Source organism: Micromonospora sp. NPDC049151 (genome assembly GCF_040648395.1).
Classification (GTDB): Bacteria; Actinomycetota; Actinomycetes; order Mycobacteriales; family Micromonosporaceae; genus Micromonospora.
Map to the genome: position 1 here is coordinate 1 of NZ_JBEZDP010000057.1, position 1041 is coordinate 1041.

Below are 1041 nucleotides of genomic sequence, written 5' to 3' on the forward strand. Positions count from 1 at the left end.
GCTGATGTCCATGTCGCCGGCCTGGACGTCGGGCTTGCCGTCCTGCGTCTTGGTCGGGCCGAAGACGCACTTGACGGAGTCGCCGTAGTCGTACAGGGCGGTGAACGCCGCCGCCCTAATTGTTCTTTCCACTGAACGGTTGCGCCTGTCATCCCACTCGCTGGCAACCAGTACGGAGATAAACTGATCAGTGGTCAGCGATTCCTTTACCGATGATTCCAGATTGGTCTTGAATGCATCGTACATCCCAAACAGCCTTAGCTGTTTCATTTTTTCTAATGTTTCATTGTTCATTTCTAATTGCTGTTTATTGTTACTGGTAATATTCCTTGCCTCTGATGTTTCCATGCTCAGGGATCTCTATCGTCTGTTCTTCTACAGATAGCTGATCAAGCTGCTTTCGCAGTATCTCCTCAATTATACGGTAGTTGTACTGCCCAAGATTATCTGCCCAACGGCAGGCATTTCTTAGCCGGACCGTTCCAACGCGACGTGCAAAGTTCAGTATGCCCGAACAGGATTTATGGGCCTGCTCCGGATGTCCCTTATATTCAAGTACCTTTGATATATAACCGGCAACATCACTATGGATCTCTTCTGCCTGCCGTATAAAGTTTTCCGGGGTCCATTCTGAGATATACCGGTGTTGTGGCGCCAGATGGGTTTCCTGGGTGGTATAATGGTGCTTTGTCCGAACTCTTGGATGAAAGGCTATCATGGTATAGTTGTAATAGACTTTTACTGAGCCGGAAGTGTACAGCAACTTCACCTTTTTCCCAACATAATTATAGGGAACACTGTAGTAGTGAACATCTTCGCCCAGCCGTACATGCCCGTTTCTCATTACGGTAACCATCACCTGCTTGTGCACCTCATATCGAACTGGATTAAGCACGGCAAGTGCTTCACGTTCGATTTCCTCAAACTGTTCCCTGCGTGAGTAGTTTCTGCCGGAAAAGGGTTTGTTATTATGGATTTCCAGCAATGAGACAATCGCAGAATTGAGCTGCTCCAGAGTCTCAAATCGGCTGTTGTCAAGCT

At 47.8% G+C, this 1041-nt stretch carries 1 protein-coding gene and 1 pseudogene; both read right to left on the reverse strand.

Annotated features, from left to right (window positions below):
* Positions 1-348: ATP-binding protein (locus AB0B20_RS29090; RefSeq protein ID WP_357475121.1), on the reverse strand; the 348-nt coding region annotated here is incomplete at its 3' end.
* A pseudogene (locus AB0B20_RS29095) lies at positions 314-1041 on the reverse strand (hypothetical protein); the annotation flags it as partial. The pseudogene AB0B20_RS29095 and the gene AB0B20_RS29090, both read right to left, overlap by 35 nt.